Here is a 22,142-nt window from a genome sequence, read left to right on the forward strand (position 1 = left end):
AGCAAGAGCGGCCGGTTTCCAGATGGAAGAGGGCCGTCAGCCGAGCAGGCGGCCGATATCCGCAACCTGCATCTTCTTGAAGAGCGCGATCGCCTGCGCGCCCTCTTTCTCATCCAGCGAAACGGCATAACGGACCGCGGCCGCAAGAAGCTGCATCGTCAGCCGGGCGATGGCCAGAAGCTCCGTCTCGGTCCGCTCCGGCCATAGCTGTTTTAGCACTGAAAGCAGGGCCTGCGCGTGGAATTCCATATCTTCGGCATCGACTTCCTGGAGGAGCTTATCCGTGTGGGTCGCGTGCCAGATATCGCGCATCACAGGCTCGCGGCGAAAGAAGGCATAATATTCATCGGCGATGACGCAGAGAGCCGTCCGCAGATTGTCGGCGTCCGTCACCTTGGCCAGTTCGTCGGCTACGCATTGTCGGCCCTGCTCGTTGAAGCGCTCGGCTAGCGTGCGGATGATCGAGGTCTTGTCCGGGAAATACTGATAGAGGGCGCCGAAGGAAAGCTCAGCTTTTTCAACGATCTCGCTCATCTTCAGAGCATCACTGCCTTTCTTTTCGATGAGCTCGGAGGCGACTGTCAGGATTTTTTCGAAGCGCTCGCGGCCACGCTGCTGGCTCGGGATGCGGCGTGGCTGACCGGTCGACTCCTGCTGGCGCCTGCGCCGTGCGATCACTTCTTCTGCCATCTTCCACTTCCTTCGACTGTTGACAAAGAAAATAAGAGAGTTTATCTCATTTTGCAAATGAGAGAGTCTCTCTTATTTTGATCGAAGAGGAGTTTCGATATGCAGAATTCCGAAATCGTTCTGATCGGCGGATCGGGCAAAACCGGTGGCCGCATTGCCGACAGGCTGGAAAAGCTGGGACTTAACGTGCGCAAGGCGTCCCGTTCCACGATACCGGCCTTCGACTGGGAGGATCGCGCGAGTTGGCGCAATGCGCTCACGGGAGCAACGAGCGCCTATGTCGCCTTCCAGCCGGACCTTGCCGTCTCATGGGCGGCAGAGGCCATCGAAGCCCTTTCAAAGCTCGCAGGGGAATGCGGGTTGCAGCATATCGTGCTGCTTTCCGGCCGGGGCGAAGAGGGTGCGCAAAAGAGCGAGGAAGCTCTCAAAACATCCGGGATCGGCTACACGATCCTGCGCGCCTCCTGGTTCAACCAGAATTTCAGCGAAGGCGCTTTTCTGGAACCATTGCTTTCCGGCAAGCTGCAGCTTCCCGTCGGCAATATCAGGGAGCCCTTCATCGATGCCGGCGACATCGCCGATGCGGCGGTGGCAGCCTTGACTGATATCAGGCATCGCAACAAGATCTATGAGCTGACCGGCCCTCGCGCCCTGACCTTCCGCGAAGCCGTGGCCGAAATCGCCGCCGCTTCGGGCCGGTCGATCGAGTATGAACAGGTCCCGATGACGGATTTTAAGGAGGGTCTCGCCGCCGCGGGAATGCCGGAGCCGGTCATCGCGCTACTGGAAGAGCTCTTCGGCGAGGTGCTCGACGGGCGCAATTCGCAGGTTATGAGTGGCGTATCAGACATTCTCGGCCGCCCGGCGAGCGATTTCAGCCAATATGCGCGGGAGACCGCAGCAATCGGACTATGGAGCGCCTGACCATGCAGATCGTTCTCGTCATTTCCCTTGTCGCTGCGGCCATTGGCAGCGGTCTTGTCGCCGGCATCTTCTTCGCCTTCTCGACCTTCATCATGACCGCCTTCGCGCGCATTCCGCCCGAGCAAGGCATCGCAGCGATGAATTCCATCAACATGACCATCGTGCGCTCGCCCTTCATGCTGCTTTTCGTGCCGACCGCGATCCTCTGCATCGTGATCGCGGTATTGGCCTTCGCGAACTGGCGCGGCGGCGCATCGTCACTGATGCTGGCCGGCGTGTCGCTCTATATCGCCGCATCCTTCCTCTCCACCATCGTCTTCAACGTGCCGATGAACGATGCATTGGGAAAGGTGAGCGGCAACGGGCCGGAAGCGGTGCAGCTCTGGACGACCTATCTCAAAGATTGGACATGGTGGAACCATGTGCGTACGATTGCCTCGCTGCTGGCTTCCATCGCATTTGTCCGGGCGCTGATGCTCATCTGAAAAGGGCGGAGGGAATGACACTCCGCCCCTTCGTTGCTTCCCGCATTTGCGGGAATTGCGCTAGTTCTGCTGGCAGAAGGTGATGCGGTTGCTGAAGGGGTCGATGACGGCCATCTCCAGGCCCCAGGGCGCTTCCTCGATGCCCGGTTTCATGTAGCGGTAGTTCCTCGCGGCAAGCTCGGCCTGATAGGCGCCGATATCCTTCACACGCACGAAAGCCCGAGCGCCGGGGCTTGCATCGCCCGAATGTTCGCTCAAGTGCAGTTGCATGTTCTCGCGCGAGACCTGGCAATAAAGCGGAAAATTCTCACCGAAGCGATGTTCCCAATCCAGAGTGAAGCCGAGGAAGCCGCAATAGAATTCCATGGCCTTCTCGACCGAGAAAATGCGGAAGATCGGCACCGGCGGTTCTATGCCGATCGGAGATCGGGCGCCTTCGGTCTCATCCAGTTTAGCAGAGAGAATGTTCCACTGGTCGAAGCCGAATTGTTTGGCGACAATCTCCAGCGTTTCGCTGTGGGTAAGGGAAATATCGCGGTCGGCAAGCGCCTGCCGCAGGGTTTTTGCCATAAGCTTGGCATCGCGAAAATCGCGCATGTATCCATCCTTCCGTTGGCGGCAAACAGGAAGATCAGTGCCCGCGTCTGCTGACCCGTTCGCCATCGTTTGCCAGGAGCAAGGATGTGAAGGTGGATTTGGATGCATTCACCATAATGCTTGCGCATCGCGGGGCGGCTGGCTGCATCCGGCCGACGATCAGCTTACGAAAGGTCGGCAGACGGATCAAGAGGCAGAGCGCACGACGCCTGACGGCACCGAATGCAGATGGCTGGCAAGTTCGACACGATTTCGGCCGGCGCCTTTTGCGACATAGAGCGCCTTATCCGCCTCGCCCAGCATGGCGTCGAAATCCAGTGGCTTGGACCGGCCAGGGGCGACGCCGGCACTGACGGTGCAATTGAGAACCTCGTCTTCGATATAGATGTCGCGGTCCTCGAAGGCCTTGCGGATACGCTCGGCGGCAAGCTCGGCGCGGCCGGGCATGATCTCCTTCAGCACGAGAGCGAATTCCTCGCCACCAAGGCGGGCGGCCGTATCGCCGCTACGGCAATTGGCCGAAAGTTCGCCGGCAAAGACCTTCAGGACGTGATCGCCGGCTGCATGGCCGTAACGGTCGTTCACCGATTTGAAATGGTCGATGTCGAAGACGATGACCGCGGTCGAAACGCCCATGGTGCGGGTACCGTGCTGGTCGAACAGAGCGCGGCGGTTCAGCAGGCCGGTCAGCGGGTCGGTGATCGCGTCGATGCGGTGACGGGCGGCAAGCCGCCACTGATGCAGCGCCAGCGACAGGGCGCCGATGCCGGTCATGCCGGCAATGCACATGGCAAGGCTCAGATCTTCCGCCCAATTGCTGGGCGCGGCTCCGAGCACCAGCTTGCCATCCCAGATCAATACAGCGGCGCAGAGCACGAAGGAAATCGCCGTCAATGTGTAGAGGGCGGTAATGCCTGAGATCGGCGCAGGTGCTTCGGCACGGCCTAACCAATATTGCCGGGCAGTCGTGAAGAGCAGGAAGGCGATGGCGAGGTTATCAGCCATGAAAGCAAGGCCATCCAGCCCGGCGATCATCGGCGGAACGGCAGTCGCCATGGCGACGATTGAGCGGACGGCGATGCCGAAAAGCGGAATCCGGCCAGTGCGGAACTGATAGCCGGCGCCCCAGATGGTCGCAAACCCCGCATGAAACAACATGAAATTGCCAGCACCAAGCATGCGTCCGGGCTGTTCCACATAGAAGGCGTAGGCAAAAATGCCGGCAACGACGAGAACGAGGCCGAATGTGCAGGTGAGAAGAAATGTCTCGGCCCGGCGCGCGATCCAGCTCCCCATGAGCGTCACGGCAAGGCAGGTTGCTGAAACGCCAAGCGCCAGCAGAAGTGAATTGTAGTCAAGCATCATGCTTTTAGATCTCCGCGGCTCCTGCCGCGCCGATAACGTTCTAAAATCTATCTCGTCACTGCTGACTAATGTCTTATGCATTCCGTTAAAAAATCATGGATTGCGCGGGCCGAATGTTACAAATTCAACATTCTGCAGCAATCATAAGAAGAAATATTCAAGCACACACGTCTTTTTTTCAGGCCCTGACCTGCCAATGCAGTGGGAACATGGGATCGAAGACGGTAACCGGCCCGGCGCCGGTTTCAATTCTGGCGGGGAAGGTCACGGGCTCAGCCTGCCGCTCCAGCGTGACGCGTTCCTCGTTGGGCGCTAGCCCATACCAGGCAGGGCCATTCAGGGAGGCAAAGGCCTCCAGCCTGTCGAGCGCGCCATCCTGCTCGAACACATGGGCAAGGCAGCTCATCGTGTTGATCGAGGTATAGATCCCCGCGCAGCCGCAGGCGCATTCCTTGAGTGGGTCGACATGCGGGGCAGAATCCGTGCCGAGGAAGAACCTGGTGTCACCGCTCGTCGCAGCAGCCCGGAGAGCCAGCCTGTGGTTCTCGCGCTTGGCGACGGGCAGGCAGTAATAATGCGGACGAATGCCGCCGACGAGGATGGCATTACGGTTGATGATCAGGTGATGGGTGGTGATGGAACCGGCGAGATTAGCCTTGGCCGACTTGATGTAATCGATCCCGTCAGCGGTGGTGACATGCTCCATCGTCACCTTCAGTTCCGGCAGGCGCTTGCGCAGCGGGTCCAGCACCGTCTCGATGAAGACTGCTTCACGATCGAAGATATCGACATCAGGCGTCGTCACCTCGCCATGGACGCAGAGCGGCAGGCCGATCTTGGCCATGCGTTCCAGCACAGGCATCGCCTTTTCCATATCGCGCACGCCGCCATGCGAATTCGTCGTGGCGCCGGCGGGATAGAGTTTCACGGCGGTGATGAGGCCGCTCTTCTTGCCTTCCTCGACGTCATCAGCGCTCGTATGTTCGGTCAGATAGAGCGTCATCAGCGGCTGAAAGCGATGACCGGCAGGAAGCGCCTTCATGATGCGGTCGCGATAGGCTGCCGCATCCGTTGTCGTGACAACCGGCGGCACCAGGTTCGGCATGATGATCGCGCGCGCGAAGATGCGGCTCGTATCACCAATCACGCCTTCCAGCATGGCGCCGTCGCGCAGATGCAGATGCCAGTCGTCAGGACGGCGGATGGTGAGCGATTGCATGGAAGCCTCCGAAGCGATGCGGGTTTCGCCTCGATAGCATCAAGACCGGTCCGGAAACAACTGTTCAGGCCAGCGCGATTTCCAATGTCATATCGGCAGGACGGCGATTTTCGAGGATCAGGCGGCCGTTCGGCAGGTCGTTGCCGTAGACTTTGGCGCTCGCTTCTTCCTCAGTCAGCTTATAGCCGCGCCAGCGATCCCAGAGACGCTCCTCCAGAACCTCCATGGGCGGGGCGAGCATGATCGTGTAATCGAAGATGCCGTCGAGCTCGGCCCATTTGCCCTCGGTAAAAAGCAGATAGTTGCCTTCGATGATGATGAAGCGATCGTTGGGATCGATCGGCCGGGCCGAGGCGATGGCAAGCTCGCGCGAGCGGTCGAAGACGGGAACGAGGACTTCCTGATCGGCGGGGCGCACGGCTTTGACGATATCGAGGAAGCCGCGCACGTCGAAGGTTTCCGGAATGCCCTTGCGGGCCAGCAGACCACGCTCGATGAGAACGGCGTTGTCCATATGGAAGCCATCCATGGGAAGCACCGAGGCACTCTCGCCCTTGGCCTTCAGGCCGTTTGCCACATTGTCGGCCATGGTGGATTTGCCAGCGCCGGGCGGACCGGCGATGGCAATGAGGAAACGTCTGGAATCGCCGGCGCGGCTCAGCACCTCGCCGACAATGTCGTCAATCCGGGCACTCATGCGGCAACGGGCTCCGCAGGGACTGCCTTGGCGCCGGTCATGAAGGCGACGGCATCGGACATCGTGTATTCCTTGGGATCGATGACCGTCAAGCGGCGCCCGAGGCGATGGATATGGATACGGTCGGCGACTTCGAAGACATGCGGCATGTTGTGCGAGATGAGCACGATCGGAATGCCGCGGGCACGCACATCGAGAATGAGCTCCAGCACGCGGCGACTTTCTTTCACGCCGAGGGCGGCAGTCGGCTCATCCATGATGATGACTTTTGAACCGAAAGCGGCGGCGCGGGCAACGGCAACGCCCTGGCGCTGACCGCCGGAGAGCGTTTCCACCGCCTGATTGATATTCTGGATGGTCATCAGGCCGAGCTCGGAAAGCTTGTTGCGCGCCTGCTTTTCCATCGCCGGCCGGTCCAGCATGCGGAAAAAGGAGCCGAGCATGCCCGGTTTGCGAATCTCGCGGCCGAGGAACATGTTGTCGGCGATCGACAGCGCCGGCGAAAGGGCGAGGTTCTGGTAGACGGTCTCGATGCCGGCGTCGCGCGCTTCCATCGGCGATCTGAACTGCACCTGCCGGCCTTCCAGGGTGATCACCCCATCATCGGGGGTGACCGCGCCCGATATCGCCTTGATGAGCGAGGACTTGCCGGCGCCGTTATCGCCGATGACGGCAAGGATTTCGCCCGGATAGAGATCGAAATCGGCATTGTCGAGCGCGGTAACGCGTCCATAACGCTTGACGAGGCCCCGTGCAGTGAGAATGGGTTCGACAGCCATGATTATACCGAAACCTTTCTGATCCACTGATCGATAGCAACGGCGGCGATAATCAGCACGCCAGTCAAAAGAACCTTCCATTGCGGGTCGGCGCCGAGCATGTTGAGGCCCATCGACACGACGCCGACGATCATCGCGCCGAAGAGCGTGCCGAGAATGGAGCCGCGGCCGCCGAACAGCGAAATGCCGCCAATCACCGTCGCGGTGATCGCCTGGAGGTTAAAGTCCGTGACGGCCGAAGACGGCGAGATCGAGCCATTGCGGCCGATCGAGACCCAGGCGGCCAAGGCGGCAATGACGCCTGATATGGCGTAAACGGTCAGCAGCACCTTCTTGGTCTGGATGCCGGAGAGCTTGGCCGCCTCCGGATCGTCGCCAACGGCATAGACATGCCGGCCCCATGCGGTGTGATTTAGTACATACCAGAGCAGCACGACGAGCAGCACCATGGCGATGACGCCGAGTGTGAGCACGGCGCTGCCGAGCTTGAAGCTTATGGCGAAAAGATGAAGCAGTGGCGCCTGTTCGTCGACGTCGGTGTCGCGGATCGTCTCATTGGCGGAATAGATGAAATTCGTCGCCATGACGATATTCCAGGTGCCGAGCGTGACGATGAAGGGCGGCAGCTTCATATAGGCGATGAGGAAGCCGTTCAGCAATCCGCAGAGCCCGCCGACGACAAGCCCGGCGACCACTGCGATCGGTGTCGGTATGCCGTAGGTGATGGCGACATTGCCCATGATGACGGCCGAGATGACCATGATGACGCCGATCGAAAGATCGATGCCGGCGGTCAGGATGACCAGCGTCTGGGCCGCTCCGAGAATGCCGACGATAGCGATCTGCTGCAGGATCAGCGTCAGCGTATAGGACGAGAAGAAACGTCCGCCGATCGCTATTCCGAAGATCACGATTGCCAGCACCAGCACGATCAACGGCACGGCAGCCGGCGTCGAGTGCAGAAAATGCTGCGCGCGCTTGATCAGCGAGACGTTCTCGTGCTCGAACGAGGCAACACTCTTGTCGCTGTCGTCGAGGACGCGTTCAAATTCCTGTGTTCCGGTCATTGTTCCTCCTTCGCATCCGCGCGCCGAACCCACGCGGAAGCCGTCGCCGATATCCTTCCGGTCTTTGCTGAGCCGGTTTGGCGGGCGGCGACGTATCGTCCGCCCAAAAAGGCCGGGGATCAAGCCCCGGCCATTCTGATGTCAATCAGGCAGGGCTCAGCCCCAGCACTTGTCCGTGCCTTCCTTGGTGTCGATCGACTTGACGCCGGAGACCGGCTTGTCGGTGACGAGCGAAACGCCGGTATCGAAGAAGGACTTGCCTTCGGTCGGCTTCGGCTTTTCACCGCTATCGGCGAACTTCTTGATCGCCTCGACGCCGAGTGCCGCCATCATCAGCGGATATTGCTGCGAGGTGGCGCCGATAACGCCTTCCTTGACCGACTTCACACCCGGGCAACCGCCATCGACCGATACGATCAGTACGTTCTTTTCCATGCCGACGGCCTTCAGCGCCTGATAGGCACCGACGGCAGCCGGTTCATTGATCGTGTGGATGACGTTGATACCAGGATCCTTCTGGAGGAGGTTTTCCATAGCCTTGCGGCCGCCTTCCTCATTGCCGTTGGTCACGTCATGGCCGACGACGCGCGGATCATCCTCATCGCCGATCTTGTTCGGGTCCTTCGGATCGATGCCGAAGCCCATCATGAAGCCCTGGTCGCGCAGGACGTCGACGGTCGGCTGCGACGGCGTCAGGTCGAGGAAGCCGACCTTGGCGTCCTTTACCTTGTCCCCAAGCGTTTCCTTGGCCCACTGGCCGATCAGCTTGCCGGCGAGCAGGTTGTCGGTGGCGAAAGTGGCGTCGGCAGCATCGGCCGGCTCAAGCGGCGTGTCGAGCGCGATGACGAGCAGGCCAGCATCGCGAGCCTTCTTGACCGACGACACGATGCCCTTGGTGTCCGAAGCGGCGATCAGAATACCCTTTGCACCATCGGCGATGCAGCTTTCGATCGCTGCGACCTGGCTTTCGCTGTCACCGTCGATCTTGCCGGCGTAGGACTTCAGCGTGACGCCGAGTTCCTTGGCCTTGGCCGTCGCACCTTCCTTCATCTTGACGAAGAAGGGGTTGGTGTCGGTCTTGGTGATCAGGCATGCAGAAACATCTGCCGCCATTGCCGGAGCGGAAAAGGCGACGCCAAGCGCGAGTGCGCCGAAAGCGAGAACTGATTTCTTCATGAACTCCTCCCAGAGATTGGCCGGCCCGCCCCCAGGCGGCACCGGAATTCATGCACGACGAGACTTGCGGAATGCGGCATCAGCCTTCTCCCCAAAGCCGTCCCGTGCCGTTGACGATGGCAATTAAGAGCGAAAGAAAACCGCTTGTCAATAAATAAATCCAATTGAATTATTAATTCGATGTGGCATGCTGACATGAAATCAGGCATAGGCCGTTAATCGGGAGGAGTGGCCAATGTCGTCCATGGATGGTCCGGATTACATGCCGGTCCCACCGCCAATTCTTAATCCGTCGGGAGGTGCGAACCAGATCAGGGTGCGCGCCTATAACGAACGGCTCGTGCTGTCGCTGGTGCGCCTCTACGGCGCCCTGTCGAAGGCCGATATCGCACGCCGCAGCGGGCTTTCGGCTCAAACCGTCTCCGTCATCATGCGGGTGCTGGAGAAGGAAGGGCTGCTTTCGCGTGGCGAGCCCATCCGCGGTCGCGTCGGCCAACCATCCATACCCATGCGGCTCAATCCGGATGCCGTCTATTCCTTCGGCGTGAAGATCGGCCGGCGCAGCGCAGACCTCGTGCTGATGGATTTCGTCGGCAGGATCCGGCTGCAACTGCACAGGATCTATGCCTATCCCCTGCCCGATGAGATCCTGTCCTTCGTGACCCATGGGATCAGGGAGCTGGAGGGCAAGCTGAGCGAGCGCGAGCGCAGCCGCATTGCCGGCCTCGGCATCGCGGCCCCCTTCGAACTCTGGAATTGGGCCGACGAAGTGGGCGCGCCCGAGGGCACGATGGAGGTCTGGCGCGATTTCGACCTGCAGTCGGAAATCGCCACGCAGGTATCCTACCAGGTCTTCCTGCAGAACGACGCGACCAGCGCCTGCGGTGCGGAACTGGTCTTCGGCATTGGCCCGTCCTATCCGGATTTCGTCTATTTCTTTATCGGCTCCTTCATCGGCGGCGGGATCGTGCTGAATTCGGCAATCTTTTCGGGCAAGACGGGAACGGCAGGCGCCATCGGTCCGCTGCCGGTGCGCGGCAAGAACGGCGAGACAATGCAGCTTCTGGAGATCGCCTCGATCTTCGTCTTGGAAAACATGCTGCGCGAGCGGGGCATCGACCCGCAGCCGCTCTGGTATTCGGCCGACGACTGGATAGATTTCGGCGAACCGATGGAAGCCTGGATCCAGGATACTGCCAAGGCACTGGCGCAGGCGATTGTCGCCGCAGCCTCGATCATCGACTTCAGCGCCGCCGTCATCGATGGCGGTTTCCCGGACTGGGTGCGCCGGCGCATCGTACAGGCGACGATCTACGAAGCCGAAAAGCTCGACCTGCAGGGCGTCGTCATGCCCGATATCGTCGAAGGCGTGGTCGGCGCGCATGCCCGCGCCATCGGCGGCGCCAGCCTGCCGATCTTCGCGCGTTATCTCACCGATCAGAATGTGCTTTTCAAGGAGATCGACAATGCTGAAAGGGCTTGACCCACTGCTGAGCCCGGACCTGCTGGCGACATTGCGCGGCATGGGTCACGGCGACGAAATTGCTATCGTCGATGGCAACTATCCGGGCATCGAGCATGCGCGACGGCTGATCCGGCTCGACGGGCATCATCTCATTCCGGTTCTTGATGCCGTTTTGAGCGTGCTGCCGATCGACGACTTTGTGAATGAGGCCATCTTCCGCTCAACCGTGAAGACCGAACGCGACAAGCTCGATCCGATCCATGAGGAAATGATTGCCTGCTGCGCTAGGCATGAGCCGGATCGCGAGGTCGTCCCTCTCGTCGGGCAGGATTTCTACGGTCGGGTGCGCGCGGCCCATGCGGTCATCCAGACCGGCGAGCCAAGGCTTTATGCCAATATCATCCTGCGCAAGGGTGTGATCTATCCCTCGGCCATTGACGAACTTGCCAAGGCCGAAGTCGATCCCTTCGTCTACTGAAGTCGGCGATCAGATTTCGCCCGCCGAGGGACCCCAGACATCCGTCAGCGCAAAGCCGCCCGGATGCGGGTCGAAGGGGTCAAGTGCAACCTGCGACAGGCCGAAGGTGAAACCGCGGCCAGTGATCGTCGGAATGACGGCGGGCTTGCCGGCCACTTCCGTCAGTCCCTGCAGGCCAACCTCGAATTCTGAGCCGATGATCGACTTCGACTTGAAGACATCGCCAATCTTGGCCTTCCCGCGCGCGTAGAGGGTGGCGAGATTGGCCGAGTTGCCTGTGCCGCAGGGCGAGCGGTCGGCTCTGCCCGGCCACATGGTGGTGCAGGTGCGAACCGTGCCGTCTGCCTCCAGATCGCGGAACATGACATAGGCCACGCCCGAGATTGCCGGGATTTCCGGATGCACGACGTGGATATTGCGGTTGATGAGGTCCTTGAGGATCATGCCGGCCTGCACAAGTGCTGCGGCGTTGGCCTTCTCGATCGTCAAATTGATCTGCCCGACATCGACCAGCGCGTAAAAGATGCCGCCATAGCAGATGTCGGCCTTGATCTTTCCCCAATGCGGCGTTTCGATCTCGACATCCAGCTCGTGGACGAAGGACGGCACCATGGTGAGTTTCACCTTCTCGCAGCGGCCGTCGCGGCAGGTGGCCGTCGCCTTGACCAGGCCGGCCGCGGTTTCCAGCGTCACGACGGTTTCCGGTTCCTTCATCTCGACGATGCCGGCTTCCAGGAGGGCGGTCGTGACACAGATGGAGTTCGAGCCGGAGCTCGCATGCGCCTGATCGGGCTGCAGGATGATGAAGGCGGCATCCGCATCCGGATGTTTCGGCGGCAGGAGCAGGTTGACCGAGCCGATCGGCGCGCCGCGCGGCTCAAGGCAGAGGAAGCGGCGAAGCTCCTGGCCCTTCGGATCGGTATTCAGCCAGTGAAGCTGGGCGGCGACCGTTTCGCCGGGGATCTTCGGCACGCCGCCGATCGCGACCTTGCCGATTTCACCTTCAGCATGAACATCCAGAAGCTGGATCGTACGCTTCCATCTCATCTTTCAAACTCCAAATCGGACGTGACGCGTGATGCCGCCATCGACGCGGATATTTTTCCCGGTGACGAAGGCGCCGGCACGACAGCCCTAGTACCTGTTGATGCGGAATGGCTTGATATCAACTGATGTTTTGACACCGGCCACCATATCCGCGATCAGCCGCGCTGTCGTTGCCGAATAGGTCAGACCGAGATGGCCGTGGCCGGTCGCATAGAAGACACCAGGTATTTTCGAAGAGGGCGAGATGATCGGGATCGTATCCGGCAGCGCCGGACGATGGCCCATCCATTCGCTGGTGTCCTGAACCTGGAGATCGGGCAGGATACGCTGCGCATGGCGAACCAGCGCTCGCGGACGCCGGAAATCGGGCGCGGCCGTCAGCCCGGCCAGCTCGACGTTGCCGCCAACGCGGATGCCGCCGGCCGTCGGCGTGACCATGAAGGCGCGATGCGGCCAGATCACCGAATAGCGCATGGAAATGCCGGGCCGCATGATCTGCGTATGGTAGCCGCGCTCGGTTTCGAGCGGGATCGGCTCGCCAAGGGCAGCCGCAAGGAAGCGCGTATGGACACCGGCCGCGAGGATGACCTTATCGGCTTCGATGCGATTACCATTTTCGAGAAGGACGACTGTCTTGCCATCGCCCTTGCGCTCCACGGCCTTGACTTGCCCGGAAACGAAGCTTGCGCCTGCAGCCTTTGCGGCGTCAGTGAGCTTCACGACAAGCTTGTAGGGATCGCGGATCGACTTGTTGTCCGGCAACAGCACGGCCTTGGCGATTTTCGGCGAAAGGGTCGGCTCGTAATACTGGATCGCACCGTTACTCAGCACCTCGAATTCCATGCCATAGCGCCGCATCAATTCGAGGTGGCCGCGATCCGCATCGAATTCGGCCTCGGTTTCGTAGATCGCCAGGCAGCCTTCCTCGGTCATCAGCTCGGGAGCGCCAATGGCATCGAGCATGGCGCTGATATCACCGAGAGCAATTTTGGAGAGACTCATGCCCGCATCCTCGATCTCTCTCAGGCGCGAGGGGCGGCCGGCAGCGAGGAAACGCAGGAACCATGGCAGGATTTTCGGCGCATAGGACGGCCGCAACCAGACCGGGCCTTCCGGATCGATCAGCCAGCGCGGCAGTTTCTTCCAGGTTGAAGGACCGGAGCCGGCTGCGAAGTCGAGCGCGATGCTCGCCATATTGCCGTAGGAGGTTCCCCTGCCCGGCTCGCCCTTGTCGATTAAAGTGACCTGATAACGGCGCCGCTGCAGCTCGAAAGCAATCGAAGCGCCGACCACACCGGCGCCGACGACAGCCACCGTCTTATTGATTTCATTCGCCATGTCTTACCCACCGCACGGCAGAGTCGAGTGCCGTTCGAGGTGTGATATATCACAACGAGGCGAATGCATATGGTTTTTTACTGAGCGGTTTCCGGCACCCCGGCGCCGACACTATCGCCCACGGAACCCACAGTATTGTTCATCGACTGGCCGAGACGGCGCACCTGAGCATCGTAGTTGCGGCGGGTGCGGGGATCGAAGATGGCAATCGGTGTGCTGACGGCAAGGCTGACCGCACTGCCAGCCGTCTGGGCCGCGCCGATAGCAACGGCGCCAACCGCCTCGCCGAGGCCCACTTCGGAATCCGTAATTGTCTGGCCGGCAATCAGCCGATCGCCGATGAGCTTCACCACTTCCGGGCTTTCGGCAAATTTGCCGTGGTTCAAGCGATCGCCGGTCTTGAGCTTGGTGAGATCGAGCACGGTGATGCCCGCTGCTTCCAGTTTGCTGCGATAGGGTTCGGCGGAGGGATCGATCTGGCCGAGGCGATCGACATTGCCCGAGATGCGGCGGGAGAGCGCCAGCGCCCGGTCGTCCTGCGAGACGAAGATGGTGAAATGCGGCTTGTCCTTGCCGAGGCTCTGGAACTGTCGGCCGAACACATCGACATCGAGATCCGGCGAGGCAAGAATGACATTGTTGATCTTCGAGGCAACGTGTCCGTCGCGGATCGCCATCTGGCGAAGAGCCTCTACCGTCAGCCACGTGCCCATGGAGTGGGCCATGACTGTGATATCGGTCACCGCCGGATTGTTGGCCGTGCGCCGCAGCAACTCTTCCAGCGCATCGCGCGAATAGTTGGTGCTTTCCTTGTCGTAGTTATAGTCGAAAATGCTGGCGCGCGAGGGCCAGGTGAAAACGACGGGCGCAACATCGGCATGCGAATCATGGACGATCTGCGCGAATCGATAGACCGCATCCTCATAGCGATTGTTGAAGCCATGGACGAAGATGAGGACCCGCTTGCTTTTTGGCATATGCGTCCTCAGCCAGCCCTCTCCCGCTTTCTCCCCATCCAGCGGATCGACCGCGACGGTGACGAAATCCTTGAGAGGATTGGCGGGCAGACGACGAGGCCATTGCACTTGCCCGGCCTTGCGATTGGCTTCCGGTGGAATGGAGACATCGACGGCATCGACCCTCAGCCCGGTGCCGCGCTCGCCGGAGAAGAGCACGGCCGGATTTTCATCGGCAGCGCGCGTTGTCGCCACCAGCAGATCGACTCGCGACGTACCCGGTGGAACCGGGCCGGCCGCCTGCATGACACCGATCGGCCGCCCGCAGGAAGCGAGGCCGACGCACAGGACAAGTAGGGTTGCAAGGGCTTTGCGAGAAACGCCGCATCTGCCGATCATGACTTCTCCGCAGGTTCAGGCGTCATCGCGCCAAGCCACCGACATGCGCTTGCCGCGCGCCTCCAGATAGTCCGAGGCCAGGGACGGAGTCAATTTTACGAAGGTTTGGGAAAAATGATCCGGAATAGAAAAGAGCCCGACGCGGGAGGAGGTGCATCGGGCTCTTGATCCTGACTGACAACTGGGAGGAGGAGTGTTGTCAGTCCGATGAAGGAGCGCTGGGAGGAGGAGTGCGCTGCCTTCGAGATCATTAATACCCAATTCATTTGATGGAGAATAGCGAAATTACCGCAATGCAGCAATGCATTGGGCGCAATGCTTGCCTCGCCGGCATCATGTGCGCGCCTCATTTTGCGGCACCTTTGATCAGATGGTCAAATTATTTCGCAAATTGTGCCCGCATATGAAATCCACACAGATTTGGTCGCAAAATGTGGGAGCCATGTCTCGCGACAGACCGGCTGACATACTTCCCGAGCCCTGCCTCCATTATTCGGGCCACCCGGACGTGCTGCCAACGCTGCGCGCCCTTTCTCGACGTCACGCGGGAAATGACGGCGCGGCGCGAAACGAAAACGGCCGCGGCTGAAACCGCGGCCGTTCCATGCGTGATTTCATGCTTATCAGGCGGCCTTGAAGAGCTTCTTGCCTTCTGCGTCGAGCGCAGTGAACTCTTCGTCCGACAGCGTGATGTCAACGGCAGCGACGTTTTCTTCCAGGTGCTTGACCTTGGACGTGCCGGGGATCGGCAGCATGACAGGGCTGCGCTTCAGCACCCAGTCCAGCGCGATCTGGCTCGGGGCCGCATTATGCTTCTTGGCGATCGTATCGAGCAGCGAGCCTGGCTTTGCAAGATCGCCGGCCGCCAGCGGATACCAGGGGATGAAGCCGATATTGTGCTTGGCGCAATAGTCGAGCACATCCTCGCTGGTGCGGTCGACGAGGTTGTAGCGGTTCTGGACCGTAGCAACCTTGAAGACCTTGGAGGCTGCTTCGATATCGGCGACCGAGACTTCGCTCAAGCCCGCATGGCGGATGAGGCCGGAATCGAGCAGCGACTTGATCGTGTCGAACTGTTCCTTGGCCGGAACCTTCGGATCGATACGGTGAAGCTGCCAGAGATCGATCTGCTCGACACCGAGATTGCGCAGGCTCTTGTGCACCTGCTGGATCAGATATTCCGGACGGCCGAGCGGCAGCCAGATATTGGGACCGTGGCGCGTCAGACCGCCCTTGGTGGCGACGACGAGGCCTTTCTTGTAGGGATGGAGCGCTTCCTTGATCAGCCATTCGGAAACGTCAGGACCATAGGAATCAGCCGTATCGATGAAGTTGACGCCGAGTTCCGGCAAACGCTTCAGCGTACGGATCGATTCATCGTGGTCGGCAGGATTGCCCCAGATGCCATCGCCGGTAATGCGCATGGCCCCGAAGCCGAGGCGATTGACTTCCAGATCGCCACCGATCTTGAAGGTACCGGATTTCGCTGCATTGTAATCGCTCATCGTCTTTTCCTCTCTTGGTCAATAAATCACTCAAAATCGGTGGAGCTGGAGACCTGCTCCCGGGCGTCGAATTCGGTCTTGAGATAGCCGAGCTTCTCACGAACGAGGCTGATCGCGTCACCCCCAAGCAACAGATGGGCTGGCGGATTGTCGGATGCAATGAGCCTCAGCATCGCGGCAGCGGCCTTTTTCGGATCGCCCGGCTGGTTGCCGTTGCGTTCGAGGCGGCGCTGGCGCCGCGGCTCAAAGACCTCATCACAATCGGCGAGCGAGCGCTCAGCACGCATCATCGAGCGGCCGGCCCAATCGGTGCGGAAGCCACCGGGTTCGATGCCGGTCACGTGAATGCCAACGCTCTTGATCTCGCTGCCGAGGCTTTCGCAAATGCCCTCAAGGGCGAACTTGCTGCCATGATGGAAAGCGATGCCCGACATGGTGATGATCCCGCCCATCGAGGTGATATTGTGGATATGGTCGCTGCGGCGCTTGCGCATATAGGGCAGGACCGACTGCATGACAGCCACCGGACCGAAAATGTTGACCTCAAACTGATGCAACTCTTCCATCGTCGATTTCTCGACGAGGTCTTTATGGCCATATCCGGCGAAGCTGCGCGCCTCATCGACTTCCTGCGAGAGGACCGATCGGAAGCGCCGCAACAGAATGAGTGATCGTCCAGGCGCGGAATTACCTAGAGCCGGGATTTTGCTTCTTCACCGAATTCGGCCAGCATCTTCCAGAGCTCACCAAAGATCTCGCGTGCGAAGGCTTCCATCGAGAGGCTTTCGGTCGAAGTACCCGCCACGCGCTGCTGCCAGAGCTCCCCGCCGACGCGCAGCGCGCCGATGACAACAGCCGAAAGCAAGCGCATGTGCGCGCATGCATGCTGATCGCGGCCGCTGCGAGCGATCAGCGCCTCGGTCAGCTTCTGCTCCAGCTTGGCATATTTGAGCTGATCACGGGCCTTGAGGGTTGGGGTGCAATGGATCAGTTCGCTGAGCGCAAGAGCACGCTCGTCAGCCGAGGCGGTTACAGTGACGATAAGGGCTTCCTCGACGGCCTTGACGGGGGATTCGCCAGCCGGACGTGCGGCAATCGCCGCCATTAAGCGATCAGCGAAGGAATCCTGCCAGGCGAAGACGACTTCTTCCTTCGACGGGAAATAATCGAAGAAACTACGCTTCGAGACATCAGCTGCCTCGGTGATCTCCTCGATGGTGGTCGCGTCGAAGCCGCGCTCCATGAAAAGGGTCATCGCTGCCTGCTCGATGCGCTCGCGGGTCTGGCGACGCTTGCGCTCACGCCTGCCCTCGACGGCTTCAGGCTGTTTCTTCTCGGTCATTTCCATCAGCGGTCATTCAGTCGTCCGCTTCAGCGGCGATCTCCATATCCACTCCGCTGCTACGAAATTTGAAACGCTCACGCGAGAGCTCAAGCGGCCTGCGGCGTGAAATCCGATAGACGGAGGCTGGCGGCAGGTTTCTAACCGTGCCGCCGATACGCGTCGCCTTCAGGCCCAGACGGTCGAGGATCGGACGCGGCACGGGACAACGCGGCCCATAGGTAAACTGATAAAAGGCGCCGCCGGCCCGCATATAGACGAAGGCCCCGGCAAGGATCGAGGCGATCTTGCGCGGCGACATGGAAAGAAGCGGCAGACCGCTGACGACGGCACCGACGGGTTCACCCTCGAAAATATTGGCCTGTGCCAGATGGCCGGCGTCCATCTGCAGGATACGCGCATCGGGGAAGCGCTTCTGGAGCGACCCGATGAACTCGGGACCGTATTCGATGAGCGTCAGGTCGCACTCACTGATGCCGCGCGCAAGCAGCGCGCGGGTAAAGACACCGGTACCCGGGCCGAGCTCGATGATCGGACCATCCAGAGCAGCGATCTCGCTGGTCATGATGCGCGCGAGCGAGTCACCGGAGGGCGCGATGGCGGCGACCCTCAGCGGGTTGCTCAGCCACGAACGGAAAAAATGCATGAAATCGGAGAATGCACTGTTTGCGATCATGATTATCCCACCCGTCTGAAATGCGATTGACTATCGATGTGACGATCTCCTGCAGCATGGCAATTCAAAGGCAGCCCCGTCAATCCATGGTTTTCGCGCATGCCTGTTTCCAACAACATTTCGTGTATTTTTATATCTAATGCATTTTTGCAATTAGTGCAATAAATCTGATGGGCACCGTTGCCCATTCCGGTTAAGCGCGAACAGTCAGCCTGCGTACGGGGCTGAGCTGGCAGAAGCGTGTCGGCAAATTGATCGTCCGCATAGCGCAGGACAAAACGGTCTGGTGAAAGCTGTGGCAGGTCTGCGAAGATCTGACCGGCCTTTCCTCTGCCACCGCGACCGAGGCTTTCCTGGAACGAAAAGGCAGCCATGAAGGCTGCCCTCTTTCGCGGCAGGGACGTCAGTCCCATTCCCCTCCGCCTTATGCCTTCAGACTGCCTTAGTAGTTGCAACCCGAGCTGCTGGTCGGATTGAAGCGCAGGCCGCAAGCCATGTTGAGCGTCTTCTTCGGGCTGTACTGGTAAGGCGCGGAGCTTCGGGATGCGCCGTTGACCGAACCGGTCGTGCGGGGCTCGTTGCGAGCGTTGGTGTTCTTGTGCTGCTTTACGATCTGCTGCTGTTGAGCCGAAGCTGCGTTGGCAGATGCGAAAGCCGAAACGCTGATGATTGCGCCTAAGGCCACAGCCACGAGACCATTCTTCAATACGTTGATCATTTCATCTCTCCTTGGGAGGATTGTTGGAGTTTACGCCAAGGAGCTAGGAAGCGAAATTGTCATATTCTACTGCGCTGCAACAGCGATCACGGATACGTGAGATTCGGCAGTGCGCAAGAAAAAGGCGGCTTTTCGCCGCCTTTTCTTTGCCGGCTCAATAGCCGTTATCACAAGGCATGCTGCCGGGGCCGATCGATCCACTAAATTCAGGGTTGCACATAGTCTTAGGTTCGGGGCGGTTCTCGGGTTTGGGGACAATCGAGCCCGTGGTGCCGGCTTCGACGCCGAACGCAGCAAGCGGATACCAGAAGCCATCTGAATGACGGCGGGTCCCGGGGCGTTCCGTAGCGGAGCCACGATAGCCATGCCAATAAGCGGCATGTGCTTTATATTGCACCATTTCCACGTTCGATGGGACGGGGATCTGGGTCTGCTGAACGGGCGCCGCCAGCGCTGTAACGGTAGACGAGAGGGCGAGAAGAGCGCTGAGCGCAAAGGCGGACGGAGCCATATTGAGCATTTTCATGAGAAACCCTCCTTCTGGGTTTGCCTATGAAAAATGCGTTCGATACGGGCGAAGTTCCACCATCACACGCAGCTTCCTAAACTCGTGATTGCAGGCGATCCGGCGTGACTGAAAGACACAAAAAATCAAAATTGCGATTTGCAAAGCCGCGCGAGCAGTCACCTGCGGCAATTCATCGGGTGCGTGAATTCACTGTTCTCAATTGGCATACAAAGGACGGTAGCCTTGGCTTGCGACGCAGGAGCGGTATTGCCGATGGGCGGCGCCGCTCGCATTGGTTTCCCGTTCCACGGCATCGCGGTGGCCGGTCATCTGCGCACGCAGGTCATACTGCTTGTTCGCCTCGTCGTACATGGCGTTGGCATCGGACATACAAAGGGCGTGAGTGACACCAGGCGGATTGACGGGCGAAGCGACCGGCACGAGCACCGGCGCATTGGCACGGTCAATACAGCCGGCAAGGGCCGCCATCATCATGACGAGACCTACTACACCACCGATTCTCGTCTTCATCCAACCCTCCGGCCGCTTTGCCTGAAACAATCCATCGCTTCCGCAGATAGACGCCGAAGGTTGCGCGAAGCTAGGCATGAGAGTGCGGTGCCCACGTATTGTGGCGTACACCAGATCTCGAGGCCGGCCTGAGAATGATGTTCGGCCGCAGTCCATCTGCACCGGAGCTCCAAGATGACAGTTGTTCAGGAGAAGAGCCTTCGACCGCGGTCGCCGCCATCGCGTTTGCACCGGGCTATCTGACATCGTCAATACGGTGTGACAGGAATCAGGCAGGCGCTGTTGGCGCCGGTAGCCGACCAGCTCGCGACAACCGGCTATGTCAGCCCCAGGGGCGGCGACAAGGATCAACGATGACACTTCTATCGCCGGCTTCCAATGAGAAGAAGCTGACGTCAGGTTTCGTTCAGAGGTAATTGGAAGAAATGGCGCACCCGAAGAGATTCGAACTCCTGACCCCCAGATTCGTAGTCTGGTGCTCTATCCAGCTGAGCTACGGGTGCGTCTGCAGTGGCGGCCGAGCCGCTTGCGTGGGCGGTTCTCTAAAGGGTCTTTTCGGGCAATGCAAGAGCAATTCGAAAAAAATCGCGACTTTGGTTCGGCAAGGCTCCCTTGCGGAAATTGCATCACTTTTCGGCGTGCGACCGGCTGCGGTAATCTTCCAGTGAAACAGGGCGATCCGGAATTTCGATGCGGAACTGCGTGCCGACCGAAGGCTTTTCCACAAGCGCGATGGTGCCGCCATGGGCCAGCACCAGCTCACGAGCAATGGTGAGGCCGAGCCCGGTGCCGCCGGAGCGTGCCGAGCCGCGGAAGGCCGCAAACAGGTTCTGGCGCGCTTTCAGCGGCATGCCGGGGCCTGTATCGTCCACCGTGATACTGACGACGCTGCCGACGCGCTGGGCGGCGACCGTGATGCGCCTGACGATCACAGCCCCCTCCTCACCCGGCGAGGTCAGCGCCTGCAGGGCGTTGCGGCAGAGATTGTGGATGATGCGGAACAATTGCTCGCTATCGGCATCCACTTCGAGATCCAACCCCATCTGCTCGATGAACTCGAYGCTGCTTTGTGGTTCGATGGCGAGGATGTCCTTCACCTCCTGCACCAGCTCATAAAGGCGGATGCGGCGGCGGCGTGGTGCCGATTCGGTTGCCTTGCCGTAGGAAAGGACTTCGGTCGTGTAGCCGACGGCGCGATCGATGGTGCGCAGCAGCTTCGGCGCGAAGCTCTTCACCATGGGATCGTCGACATCGACAAGGCGGTCGGACATGAGCTGGGCGGATGCCAGGATGTTGCGCATGTCGTGGTTGATCTTGGAGACCGCCAGCCCGAGTGCCGCGAGGTTTCTCTGCTGCTTCAGCGTCTTCTGCAGTTCGAGCTGCATGGAGGTGAGGTTGCGGCCGGCAACGGCCAGTTCGTCACGGCCGCCATCGCCGACATAGACACGCTGCGGATTTTCGGGATCGGAGGCGAATTGCTGCATGCTGCCCGTCAATCTGCGAATCGGGCGAATGAGAATGCGGTTGATGGCAAAGAAGATCAGTGTCGCGGTAAAGAGCGAGATCAGGACCGACAATAGCAGCACGTTGCGGGCGTACACGAACATTGCCTTGCGCAATGGCCGGTCCTTCATGACCACTTCGACGCCGGTATTGGTCTCGCCCACCGCGCCATAGACGCGGATCATGCGGTTGCCGCCGAAGATCATCGTGTCCAGCGCATCGCGCATCGCAGTCAATGGCGGGATATCGCTCAGATCGTAGGATTCATCGACCGAAGTCGGCATATCGCTCATGGCAAGCAGGCGGGAAGTGCCGTCCTTGCGCAGCACAATCGCCTTGGTGCCGGTCGCCTCCAGCGTCTCCTTCTGCAGCGCGCGCGGCAGTTCCACCGGCTGCAGGCCGTCGATGACGATTGCCGCGGCCGCGGCCGTATTCAGCCGGTCCTCGAGCCAGCGCACGCGCATGCTCGCAATCGAAGGAAAGAAGATCAGGATCTCTGCCAGCATAATGAAGAAAACGGTGAGCCAGAGCAGCTTGCCGGAAAGGCGGCTGAACATGCCGGCGCGCGGATAAGAACCCTTGGCAGCCTCACCGGCCGCGATGTTTTCCGCTTTGGAAGTCTCGCCCTGGTCTTGAACCGGCATCTCATCTTGTCCGTGCGGCGAAAGGCCGCCATC

General features: G+C 60.1%; 24 protein-coding genes and 1 tRNA gene. 4 read left to right on the forward strand and 21 right to left on the reverse strand.

Translation table 11 applies throughout. The features are described 5' to 3' along the window. Window positions 1-36: 36 nt before the first annotated feature. Window positions 37-690, reverse strand: coding sequence for a TetR/AcrR family transcriptional regulator (locus AC1DUP_RS07845; RefSeq protein ID WP_113307029.1), 654 nt, complete (start codon window positions 688-690; stop codon window positions 37-39). Between the two features lie 99 nt (window positions 691-789). On the opposite strand from AC1DUP_RS07845, the gene AC1DUP_RS07850 reads away from it, so the two are divergent. Together AC1DUP_RS07850 and AC1DUP_RS07855 are read left to right on the forward strand one after the other, a co-directional pair. After that, window positions 790-1,614 carry an NmrA family NAD(P)-binding protein gene (locus tag AC1DUP_RS07850; RefSeq protein WP_113307030.1) on the forward strand — a complete coding sequence of 275 codons (825 nt, stop codon included), beginning with the start codon at window positions 790-792 and terminating at the stop codon, window positions 1,612-1,614. Between the two features lie 2 nt (window positions 1,615-1,616). Then, window positions 1,617-2,099 carry an anthrone oxygenase family protein gene (locus AC1DUP_RS07855; RefSeq protein WP_113307081.1) on the forward strand — a complete coding sequence of 161 codons (483 nt, stop codon included), beginning with the start codon at window positions 1,617-1,619 and terminating at the stop codon, window positions 2,097-2,099. A 60-nt stretch (window positions 2,100-2,159) separates the two neighbouring features. Here AC1DUP_RS07855 and AC1DUP_RS07860 read toward each other — a convergent pair whose 3' ends face one another. The 7 genes from AC1DUP_RS07860 to AC1DUP_RS07890 all read right to left on the reverse strand — a co-directional run bounded on the left by AC1DUP_RS07860 (window position 2,160) and on the right by AC1DUP_RS07890 (window position 8,999). Beyond that, window positions 2,160-2,696 carry a bleomycin resistance protein gene (locus AC1DUP_RS07860; RefSeq protein WP_113307031.1) on the reverse strand — a complete coding sequence of 179 codons (537 nt, stop codon included), beginning with the start codon at window positions 2,694-2,696 and terminating at the stop codon, window positions 2,160-2,162. Window positions 2,697-2,882: 186 nt separating this feature from the next. Further along, a complete protein-coding gene (locus tag AC1DUP_RS07865; protein WP_477832357.1) occupies window positions 2,883-4,061 on the reverse strand; it encodes a GGDEF domain-containing protein in 1,179 nt (392 codons plus the stop codon). 178 nt (window positions 4,062-4,239) lie between these two features. Then, entirely contained in the window at window positions 4,240-5,280 is a 1,041-nt protein-coding gene (pyrC, locus tag AC1DUP_RS07870) for a dihydroorotase (RefSeq protein WP_113307032.1), read from the reverse strand. 64 nt (window positions 5,281-5,344) lie between these two features. Next, window positions 5,345-5,977: a nucleoside triphosphate hydrolase gene (locus AC1DUP_RS07875; RefSeq protein ID WP_113298408.1), complete on the reverse strand. Its 633-nt coding sequence runs from the start codon at window positions 5,975-5,977 to the stop codon at window positions 5,345-5,347. Beyond that, window positions 5,974-6,756, reverse strand: a complete 783-nt coding sequence (locus tag AC1DUP_RS07880) for a sugar ABC transporter ATP-binding protein (RefSeq protein WP_113298407.1) — start codon at window positions 6,754-6,756, stop codon at window positions 5,974-5,976. The genes AC1DUP_RS07875 and AC1DUP_RS07880 overlap by 4 nt, the downstream gene beginning before the upstream one ends. A gap of 2 nt (window positions 6,757-6,758) precedes the next feature. After that, on the reverse strand, window positions 6,759-7,823 hold the full coding sequence (locus AC1DUP_RS07885) for an ABC transporter permease (protein WP_113307033.1): 1,065 nt from the start codon (window positions 7,821-7,823) through the stop codon (window positions 6,759-6,761). 156 nt (window positions 7,824-7,979) lie between these two features. Then, a complete protein-coding gene (locus tag AC1DUP_RS07890; RefSeq protein ID WP_113298405.1) occupies window positions 7,980-8,999 on the reverse strand; it encodes a sugar ABC transporter substrate-binding protein in 1,020 nt (339 codons plus the stop codon). Window positions 9,000-9,234: 235 nt separating this feature from the next. Between AC1DUP_RS07890 and AC1DUP_RS07895 the strand changes: the two genes are divergently transcribed. Both AC1DUP_RS07895 and AC1DUP_RS07900 read left to right on the forward strand, forming a co-directional pair. Then, window positions 9,235-10,482, forward strand: coding sequence for an ROK family transcriptional regulator (locus tag AC1DUP_RS07895; RefSeq protein ID WP_113298404.1), 1,248 nt, complete (start codon window positions 9,235-9,237; stop codon window positions 10,480-10,482). Beyond that, window positions 10,466-10,942, forward strand: coding sequence for an RbsD/FucU family protein (locus AC1DUP_RS07900; RefSeq protein WP_477832358.1), 477 nt, complete (start codon window positions 10,466-10,468; stop codon window positions 10,940-10,942). The genes AC1DUP_RS07895 and AC1DUP_RS07900 overlap by 17 nt, the downstream gene beginning before the upstream one ends. A gap of 9 nt (window positions 10,943-10,951) precedes the next feature. Here the strand turns inward: AC1DUP_RS07900 and AC1DUP_RS07905 are convergent, their stop codons facing one another. The 13 genes from AC1DUP_RS07905 to AC1DUP_RS07965 form a co-directional block, all read right to left on the reverse strand. Further along, complete coding sequence (locus tag AC1DUP_RS07905; RefSeq protein ID WP_113307034.1) at window positions 10,952-11,989, reverse strand: 4-hydroxyproline epimerase; 1,038 nt, start codon at window positions 11,987-11,989, stop codon at window positions 10,952-10,954. Window positions 11,990-12,076: 87 nt separating this feature from the next. Then, window positions 12,077-13,327, reverse strand: a complete 1,251-nt coding sequence (locus AC1DUP_RS07910) for an NAD(P)/FAD-dependent oxidoreductase (protein ID WP_477832359.1) — start codon at window positions 13,325-13,327, stop codon at window positions 12,077-12,079. Window positions 13,328-13,404: 77 nt separating this feature from the next. After that, the gene (locus AC1DUP_RS07915; RefSeq protein ID WP_477832360.1) at window positions 13,405-14,682 is read right to left on the reverse strand and encodes an alpha/beta hydrolase; all 1,278 of its coding nucleotides are present in this window, start codon (window positions 14,680-14,682) and stop codon (window positions 13,405-13,407) included. A gap of 623 nt (window positions 14,683-15,305) precedes the next feature. Continuing rightward, window positions 15,306-16,187, reverse strand: a complete 882-nt coding sequence (locus AC1DUP_RS07920; RefSeq protein WP_113298398.1) for an aldo/keto reductase — start codon at window positions 16,185-16,187, stop codon at window positions 15,306-15,308. A gap of 26 nt (window positions 16,188-16,213) precedes the next feature. Continuing rightward, entirely contained in the window at window positions 16,214-16,846 is a 633-nt protein-coding gene (locus AC1DUP_RS07925) for an SDR family NAD(P)-dependent oxidoreductase (protein ID WP_477832361.1), read from the reverse strand. A gap of 32 nt (window positions 16,847-16,878) precedes the next feature. Beyond that, on the reverse strand, window positions 16,879-17,529 hold the full coding sequence (locus AC1DUP_RS07930) for a TetR family transcriptional regulator (protein WP_477832362.1): 651 nt from the start codon (window positions 17,527-17,529) through the stop codon (window positions 16,879-16,881). Between the two features lie 16 nt (window positions 17,530-17,545). Next, complete coding sequence (locus AC1DUP_RS07935; protein WP_477832363.1) at window positions 17,546-18,205, reverse strand: class I SAM-dependent methyltransferase; 660 nt, start codon at window positions 18,203-18,205, stop codon at window positions 17,546-17,548. A gap of 2 nt (window positions 18,206-18,207) precedes the next feature. After that, entirely contained in the window at window positions 18,208-18,579 is a 372-nt protein-coding gene (locus AC1DUP_RS07940; RefSeq protein ID WP_477832364.1) for a hypothetical protein, read from the reverse strand. Between the two features lie 68 nt (window positions 18,580-18,647). After that, the gene (locus AC1DUP_RS07945; RefSeq protein WP_113307041.1) at window positions 18,648-18,923 is read right to left on the reverse strand and encodes a hypothetical protein; all 276 of its coding nucleotides are present in this window, start codon (window positions 18,921-18,923) and stop codon (window positions 18,648-18,650) included. Window positions 18,924-19,077: 154 nt separating this feature from the next. Beyond that, the gene (locus AC1DUP_RS07950; RefSeq protein ID WP_113298394.1) at window positions 19,078-19,449 is read right to left on the reverse strand and encodes a cell surface protein; all 372 of its coding nucleotides are present in this window, start codon (window positions 19,447-19,449) and stop codon (window positions 19,078-19,080) included. Window positions 19,450-19,647: 198 nt separating this feature from the next. Beyond that, the gene (locus AC1DUP_RS07955; RefSeq protein WP_113298393.1) at window positions 19,648-19,962 is read right to left on the reverse strand and encodes a hypothetical protein; all 315 of its coding nucleotides are present in this window, start codon (window positions 19,960-19,962) and stop codon (window positions 19,648-19,650) included. A gap of 426 nt (window positions 19,963-20,388) precedes the next feature. Further along, window positions 20,389-20,465, reverse strand: a tRNA-Arg gene (locus AC1DUP_RS07960). Window positions 20,466-20,588: 123 nt separating this feature from the next. Beyond that, a complete protein-coding gene (locus AC1DUP_RS07965; RefSeq protein ID WP_477832365.1) occupies window positions 20,589-22,109 on the reverse strand; it encodes an ATP-binding protein in 1,521 nt (506 codons plus the stop codon). Window positions 22,110-22,142: the final 33 nt, after the last annotated feature.

This window comes from Rhizobium sp. 01L419, from assembly GCF_056400025.1.

Coding starts and splice junctions, on each gene's coding strand:
- AC1DUP_RS07845 (WP_113307029.1), bottom strand. CDS start 690: ATGGCAGAAGAAGTGATCGCACGGCGCAGGCGCCAGCAGGAGTCGACC.
- AC1DUP_RS07850 (WP_113307030.1), top strand. CDS start 790: ATGCAGAATTCCGAAATCGTTCTGATCGGCGGATCGGGCAAAACCGGT.
- AC1DUP_RS07855 (WP_113307081.1), top strand. CDS start 1,617: ATGCAGATCGTTCTCGTCATTTCCCTTGTCGCTGCGGCCATTGGCAGC.
- AC1DUP_RS07860 (WP_113307031.1), bottom strand. CDS start 2,696: ATGCGCGATTTTCGCGATGCCAAGCTTATGGCAAAAACCCTGCGGCAG.
- AC1DUP_RS07865 (WP_477832357.1), bottom strand. CDS start 4,061: ATGATGCTTGACTACAATTCACTTCTGCTGGCGCTTGGCGTTTCAGCA.
- pyrC (WP_113307032.1), bottom strand. CDS start 5,280: ATGCAATCGCTCACCATCCGCCGTCCTGACGACTGGCATCTGCATCTG.
- AC1DUP_RS07875 (WP_113298408.1), bottom strand. CDS start 5,977: ATGAGTGCCCGGATTGACGACATTGTCGGCGAGGTGCTGAGCCGCGCC.
- AC1DUP_RS07880 (WP_113298407.1), bottom strand. CDS start 6,756: ATGGCTGTCGAACCCATTCTCACTGCACGGGGCCTCGTCAAGCGTTAT.
- AC1DUP_RS07885 (WP_113307033.1), bottom strand. CDS start 7,823: ATGACCGGAACACAGGAATTTGAACGCGTCCTCGACGACAGCGACAAG.
- AC1DUP_RS07890 (WP_113298405.1), bottom strand. CDS start 8,999: ATGAAGAAATCAGTTCTCGCTTTCGGCGCACTCGCGCTTGGCGTCGCC.
- AC1DUP_RS07895 (WP_113298404.1), top strand. CDS start 9,235: ATGTCGTCCATGGATGGTCCGGATTACATGCCGGTCCCACCGCCAATT.
- AC1DUP_RS07900 (WP_477832358.1), top strand. CDS start 10,466: ATGCTGAAAGGGCTTGACCCACTGCTGAGCCCGGACCTGCTGGCGACA.
- AC1DUP_RS07905 (WP_113307034.1), bottom strand. CDS start 11,989: ATGAGATGGAAGCGTACGATCCAGCTTCTGGATGTTCATGCTGAAGGT.
- AC1DUP_RS07910 (WP_477832359.1), bottom strand. CDS start 13,327: ATGGCGAATGAAATCAATAAGACGGTGGCTGTCGTCGGCGCCGGTGTG.
- AC1DUP_RS07915 (WP_477832360.1), bottom strand. CDS start 14,682: ATGATCGGCAGATGCGGCGTTTCTCGCAAAGCCCTTGCAACCCTACTT.
- AC1DUP_RS07920 (WP_113298398.1), bottom strand. CDS start 16,187: ATGAGCGATTACAATGCAGCGAAATCCGGTACCTTCAAGATCGGTGGC.
- AC1DUP_RS07930 (WP_477832362.1), bottom strand. CDS start 17,529: ATGACCGAGAAGAAACAGCCTGAAGCCGTCGAGGGCAGGCGTGAGCGC.
- AC1DUP_RS07935 (WP_477832363.1), bottom strand. CDS start 18,205: ATGATCGCAAACAGTGCATTCTCCGATTTCATGCATTTTTTCCGTTCG.
- AC1DUP_RS07940 (WP_477832364.1), bottom strand. CDS start 18,579: ATGGCTGCCTTTTCGTTCCAGGAAAGCCTCGGTCGCGGTGGCAGAGGA.
- AC1DUP_RS07945 (WP_113307041.1), bottom strand. CDS start 18,923: ATGATCAACGTATTGAAGAATGGTCTCGTGGCTGTGGCCTTAGGCGCA.
- AC1DUP_RS07950 (WP_113298394.1), bottom strand. CDS start 19,449: ATGAAAATGCTCAATATGGCTCCGTCCGCCTTTGCGCTCAGCGCTCTT.
- AC1DUP_RS07955 (WP_113298393.1), bottom strand. CDS start 19,962: ATGAAGACGAGAATCGGTGGTGTAGTAGGTCTCGTCATGATGATGGCG.